The sequence below is a fragment of the Arthrobacter sp. ISL-72 genome, from assembly GCF_018613755.1.
In the GTDB taxonomy this organism is placed as follows: Bacteria; Actinomycetota; Actinomycetes; order Actinomycetales; family Micrococcaceae; genus Arthrobacter.
The window spans coordinates 1-6,038 of record NZ_JAGGPP010000049.1 but is presented as its reverse complement, the minus strand read 5'-3'; the positions used below and the strand labels follow the sequence as shown (position 1 = coordinate 6,038).

General features: G+C 61.4%; 4 protein-coding genes and 3 pseudogenes. 2 read left to right on the top strand and 5 right to left on the bottom strand.

The window, feature by feature from the left end; genetic code table 11:
- Positions 1–135, top strand: a 135-nt coding sequence (locus J7I92_RS24765) for a transposase (protein WP_214844320.1), incomplete at its 5' end; no start/stop codon positions are given.
- Positions 136–236: 101 nt separating this feature from the next.
- On the opposite strand, the gene J7I92_RS24130 is transcribed toward J7I92_RS24765, so the two are convergent.
- From J7I92_RS24130 to J7I92_RS23280, 4 genes and pseudogenes are all read right to left on the bottom strand, one after another.
- Positions 237–395 (bottom strand): hypothetical protein, encoded by a 159-nt coding sequence (locus tag J7I92_RS24130; protein ID WP_251040373.1) that lies wholly within the window; start codon positions 393–395, stop codon positions 237–239.
- Positions 396–457: 62 nt separating this feature from the next.
- Positions 458–574, bottom strand: a pseudogene (locus J7I92_RS24760) (group II intron maturase-specific domain-containing protein); the annotation flags it as partial.
- Between the two features lie 5 nt (positions 575–579).
- Positions 580–1,461 (bottom strand): reverse transcriptase domain-containing protein, encoded by an 882-nt coding sequence (locus J7I92_RS23285; protein ID WP_214844318.1) that lies wholly within the window; start codon positions 1,459–1,461, stop codon positions 580–582.
- Between the two features lie 264 nt (positions 1,462–1,725).
- Entirely contained in the window at positions 1,726–3,225 is a 1,500-nt protein-coding gene (locus tag J7I92_RS23280) for a polysaccharide biosynthesis tyrosine autokinase (RefSeq protein ID WP_214844317.1), read from the bottom strand.
- Positions 3,226–3,850: 625 nt separating this feature from the next.
- On the opposite strand from J7I92_RS23280, the pseudogene J7I92_RS23275 reads away from it, so the two are divergent.
- A pseudogene (locus J7I92_RS23275) lies at positions 3,851–5,240 on the top strand (IS1380 family transposase).
- A gap of 690 nt (positions 5,241–5,930) precedes the next feature.
- Here the strand turns inward: J7I92_RS23275 and J7I92_RS23270 are convergent.
- Positions 5,931–6,038: pseudogene (locus tag J7I92_RS23270) on the bottom strand (transposase); the annotation flags it as partial.

The following is a 6,038-nucleotide window of genomic DNA, read 5'->3' as shown; positions in this document are numbered from 1 at the left end:
GGTTTCAACGGCGTCATCGAAACAACCCGCAGAATCGCGCGCGGCTTCCGAAACTTCACCAACTACCGAATCAGATGCCTACTCGCAGCCGACGGCCACCGCCCCTACCGGATCAAACAGACCAACCATGCCTAATTGCGAAGGGCCGCATTGCTGCCGTTCCGTTTCCCCGGACCGCCCGCCGAACCCGGCGTGCGATTCTCACCGCACCGGGCTCTCCACGTGAGGATTGTCGCTCAGCCGGTGGGGGCTGAGGGTGTCCACGGGGTCGGGATCCGGTAGCCGCGGTAGCGGTAACGGATGACTGAGACGCTGGCTGCGCCCTTGAACCTGTCCCGTTGACGGCGAGCCGCCAGGTTCCGGGCAGACAGAACCTGCGCCGTAGTTCTGGCCATCCGATGCGGTGCTTCTTCCGTAGCCATGCCGTGATCCGCTCCCACGCATAGGAGTCGATCGCGGAGAACGTGGCCTTGGACACTCCGTGTCGGATGTAGTTCGCCCACCCTCGCAGCATCCGACCCAGATAGTCCAGCAGGTATCCGGGCTCTTTGTGCAGGGTCGATCTGTACGTCATGGTCTTCACCCGGCTCTTGATCGAGGCGATCGCCTTCTTCGAGGGCCGGGTGTACACGAACCACTTGTTGCTTCCCCGATTGCGCATCCTGCGGATGTTGAAGCCGAGAAAGTCGAACCCGTCGTCGATGTGGACCACTTGGGTCTTCTCCGGCGACAGCCGCAGGCCCATGGGGACAGCGCGGTTGTCACCTCCTGCCGCAACCGTTCGGCGTGTTCCCGCTGCCCGGTAACGAGCACGACAAAATCGTCGGCGTACCGGACCAGACGGTAGTTCGCCTGACCGTGTCGCCTGCGGCGCTGCCGTTGGGGCTCAGTCGCCATCTGCTGCTCCCACGCCCGGATGAAGTGGTAATCGAGCGCGGACAGGGCGACGTTGGCCAACAGCGGGGACAAGATCCCGCCCTGCGGGGTGCCGGTGTGCGTGGCCTCGCGAGTACCGATGGTGGTCATCACCCCGGCCTTGAGGAACGCCTTGACCAGCCCCAGCACACGCTTGTCGCCGATCCTTGCCCGGACCCTGTCCATCAACGCGACGTGATCGATCATGTCGAAGCACGCCTCGATGCCGGCCTCCAGCATCCACTGGTACCGCTTGGTGGTGAAGTGATGGATCTCGGCGATGGCATCTTGCGCGCGCCGGTTCGGCCGGAACGCGTACGAGCACGGCTGGAAGTCCGCCTCGAAAATCGGTTCCAGCACGAGCTTGAGGGCAGCCTGCACCACCCGGTCGGTCACCGTCGGGATCCCCAGCTTGCGCAGTTTCCCGCTCGGCTTGGGAATCTCAACCTGACGTACCTCGACCGGCTGGAACGTCCGCGCCCTAAGGTGGTCACGAACGTGCTGCAGGAATCCCTCAACCCCGATCCGGGAAGCGATCCAAGCCACTGTGGCCCGGTCGACTCCCGTTGCCGGGTCGGTGCGTCAGCCTGCTCGCGGTGGTAACTGAGCCCCGCATCTCGTGGTCCCGCCCCTTGCAATCCGGAAACATCGAAATAGGACCGTACGAAGTGAAAAGCCGCTGATCCTCCACCCACTAGTCTGATTCGAGAAAGGTGCTACCAGCCGAATGCGGTCAATAGAAGTTGCATCAGGTTGCGTTTCTTTAGCCGTTATTGGCTGATCGGATCCATGTATGCCCGTGAGGCACCGTTACAACTCTCTACTGCCGGTCCTTGCTGCTGAAAATGCACTTACCGAGCGCTCATCCTGGCCGGATATCCCGACGTCGATGCCTGGGTTCCTGAGTTGCTCCCGTCCCGCACTCTTGCGCTTCCGGTCCCGGGATTTCGTGATTTGATTGTCTTCATGGCTGTAGTAGCTATAGGCATACGCGTCTGGGCCCTTCACTGGCAACCTGTTCAGCACGATTCCCAGGATGTTGGAGCCGACCATTTCCAGGGCCGCTATGGATTTCTCCAAATCTTGCTGCCGAAGCTTTTGGGACCCTACAACAACGACAACTCCTCCAACGTTTTGTGAAAGTACAGCAGCATCCGTGACGGGCAAGAGAGGCGGAGCATCAACAATTACGGTGTCGAAGGCCTGTTCCAAGTGAACTATCAGCTGCTTCATTTCAGCTGACCCGAGGAGCTCGCTCGGATTAGGAGGAATTTGCCCGGACGTCAGGACGTAGAGATCGTTGTCTCCCCAGTGCTGAAGCAGGTCGTTTACGTCTGCCGCCCCAACCAAGGCCGTTGTCAAACCTGCATTACGGTCAAGTCCTAAATAGTCATTCACCATGGGGCGCCGGAGATCCGCGTCCACTAAGCAGACCGCCTGCCCCGCCTGCGACAGGGCAATGGCAAGGTTCGTGGCGGTAGTGCTCTTTCCCTCTCCAGGGAGTGAGGACGTTACAAGAACAGATTTCGCCTGCCCGGTGACGTTGGCGAATTGCAGGTTCGTCCGCAGTTGGCGGAACGACTCCGCGCGCGGACTCTGTGGGGCTGCTTGGGTTAGAAGGGGTTTTTTGGCGGCATCTTGATCGAATGAGATGCCCCCCAAAAGCGGTGCGTTAGTTACATTCCGCAGGTCCGCTTCACCGCGAATGCGGTTATCCATGGTCGTTCGGAGTACGGCGGCGCCTGCACCGGTCAGCAGGCCGGTAAGCAGGCCGACCAGCAGGCTTAACCTAGTGTTTGGGGCCGAGGGCTCAGTGGGGGCAGTTGCGGGCATAGTGATGGAGAGATTCACCGGCGAGGTCCCGCCTTCTTTGGGTTTCTCCAATGTGTCTACAACCTTTATGAGGCTATTCGCAATGGCTTCTGCTGTGGCAGCGGCCTGCACCGGAGAGTTGTCCGTGACCGAGATGTTAATTAGCACTGTGTTGAGATCCGTAGTGGCCTCCACATTTCGAGCAAGCTCCTCGGCGGTCTTACCAAGACCGAGTGTGTCAATTACCGGCTGCAGGACAACAGGAGAATCGACGGTTTTGACATATGACTGCACCCGCGCCTGCCCGAATGTGTTGCCTTGCTGAAGTTCTTGTACGGAACCTGAGCTTTGGATGGCAACGAAGAGCTGAGTTTCGGACACGTAGGTCGGGGTACTCAGGACCGCACCGCCCCCGCCCGCGATAAGCCCAAACAGCGTCATGGCACTTATTAGAATCCAATTGCGACGGAAGATGCGTATGTAGTCGCGTAAATCCAAGCCGGGGCCCCCTGAGTCGATCGCCTGCGGGAGGCGATCTCTCGGCCTCCGCCAAAGTGTTGTGCGTGTAGTCTCCACAATTCTACTCGGCTATTGCTCCGGAAATTTCCCGCGGCTCTCCCCTCGTGCCCGATCATAGGGATGATCCTGGAACTTGCCAGATTAAGCCCGATAGGAGCGGGATGTTGATTGCTGGCGACAACACGAATGCTAACTAGACAGAGGACTGCCGCGGTTTTTGTAAATCAGGGTCCTAGTACGCTATGACTGACACCGGGCAAACCAATCCGCGATAACCCGGTCGCAGTGATCCGGTCCCAGCTGCCGTTGTTCAGTGTTGAAATCGGTTGCCCGCGCGAAACCGATAACCGAAACCCCCGTTGAGCCCCCGCGCCATGCCCGCTCCATGCGCTGGCAGCAGAACACACTCTCTTCGGTCAATGACTCCGGCGAGGTCACCACCGAGGCGGCCGCAGCGCACAGGGACTCCTGCTGGCTGGGTCTAGCCCGGCGTTTTCATGGCGCACCGCTGAGTGCGCGTGGTTAAACAGGGAAAGGGTGCTCTGAACTGGGAAAATAGTGGTTGTCGAGACCGTTATTCGCCGAGCGAGGGAGCACCCTTTCGATGCAAAAGTCTACGCCCGTTTTTCCGTCCGTCCCGGTCACTTTCACCGGCCAGTCGCTGATCTCCCACGCAGGAGTTAAGGTCCTCACCGGCTTCATGGATGCCCTGGGATTCGGGGCACTGTGCGAAGACAGGCTCGGCCAGCTTGTTCCCTCCGGCGCACGGCATCGTTCCGGCAGGCTCCTCGGATCCCTTGCAGCGATGCTCGCCGCCGGAGGCGAACACGCATCGGACCTGGACATCCTGCGTTCCTCACCCGGGGTCTTCGGCCCGTTGCCCTCGAACGCGACCGTTTCACGGTTCTTCGAACGCACCGTGGTCAACCCGGAGCTGTTCAGCTACGGATTTGAGACCCTCACCAGGGAACTGCGCACCCGGGCCTGGAACGCCTCCGGAGACCGGAACCCGGCCTTGTCCGCGACGGCCGCGGATCCGCTCATCATCGACATTGACGCCACACTCGTGGCCTCGCACTCCGAAAAGGAAAACGTTGCCGGCACCTACAAAGGCGGCTACGGGTTCGCCCCGTTCATCGCATCCTGTGACTACGGCACCGGCCAAGGCTCCGGGGAAATCCTTGCCTGCGTGCTGCGGCCCGGCAATGCCGGAGCAAACAGCGCCGAGGACCACATCCGGGTCTTCCACACCGCCCTGGCCCAACTGCCCGAGAGTTTCTACGACGACACCGGGGCCCTGACCGGGGAGAAGGTGCTGGTCCGCACCGACAGCGCCGGGGCCTCGCGGAAGTTCCTCTGGCACCTGCACAGCCTCGGCGTGCAGTTCTCCACCAGTTACGCCCTCCCGTTCGGTAAGGCACACATGATCGACTGGATCAACGACAAAACGAACTGGCAGCCGGCTCTGGACCAGAACGGCGCGGAGCGCACCGACGCCTGGGTCATCAACGCCACCGACGTGATCGCACTTCAGGACTACCCGCCGGGTACAAAACTGTTTCTGCGGGCAGAGCCGCTGCACCCCGGAGCGCAGCCGACCCTGGTCGATGTCGACGGGCACCGGATCACCGCGCTGTTGACCAACTCGCCGCGGTGGCACGGGCCGTTCCTGGACGTGAGGCACCGTGCCCGCGGCCGGTGCGAGAACAGGATCAAGACCCTGAAAAACACCGGCCTGGGCGAACATCGCCGCGCTGGCCTTCAATCTGGTCTCCTGGCTCCAGCTCGCTGCCCTTCCGAACGGTCACCACGCCAAGGCCTGGGACATCAAACGCTGGCGCTACCGGATCTTCGCGACCGCAGGCAAGATCATCACCCGCGCCCGCCGAAACCAGCTGCTGCTACCGGAATCAGCGCCGGAAAAGGACCTTCTGAAACTGCTGCTGGAGAACCCCGTACAACTTAAACAGCTCCTGCCTGCTGCCCCCGGGTGAGCGGGCGCTCAACCCATCCCGACGACCAGCCCGTCACCGGAAGTGGAACCGGCGCCATCCCAGAGCGAACCCACGGGCCACACCACACTGCCCGAAAACAGAAAACAACCCGTTCAACCTGCCGGCCGCAAACCAGCGACCATCACTCATCCTCATGAAAAATCGAGGCTAGCGGGTTCTGAACATGCCGGCCATTGGGCCTCACGTCGGGGACAAGCTGCGTCCCAGAAAGCTGTTCATCGACGAGCACAGGTTCCGCCTTGTCGGCTGTCCAAAAACTTGGCCACTCGTGCCTGGCAACGCATCGAGCATGAATGATGATGGTCACTCCGCCCCGCATTGGGAAGGTCCTCGGCGTGGCCGATCTCCGCGACGACAGGATTCGGCGAATGGCACCAACAACGCCGGCTCGACCGGTGCCTCGGCCGTCGTCCCGTAGCTATGGACCGTCCTCGGCGTTCCACAAGGCCTGCGGATGGGGCCGCCGCACACTGCAGGTTCAGTCACGGCTTTCCATCTAGTCCTACTCAGCATCATTCCTGTGAGCGACTCCGACCGCCGCTGCCCACCGAGTCACTCGAAGATGGCACCGCAGCGAAAAACCAGCTCCTGGGCCTTATCCGGCTAACGGCCCAGCCAGACACGAACATCCCCAGGTGCACCGTGCCGCGCCGGAAGAAAGAAATGGGGCCCTTCGCGGCCGCGGTGCCCGAGGGTGTCCTGCTGGACGCGGCGGCGGACTTCGTCGACCATGGCCGATCCCAGTTTCACGACATGGAACGCGTCCAAAGATGTGGT

What these genes read in the sequence shown, in the direction of transcription:
- J7I92_RS24130 (WP_251040373.1), bottom strand. Translation starts at nt 395, where the DNA reads ATGGCCAGAACTACGGCGCAGGTTCTGTCTGCCCGGAACCTGGCGGCT.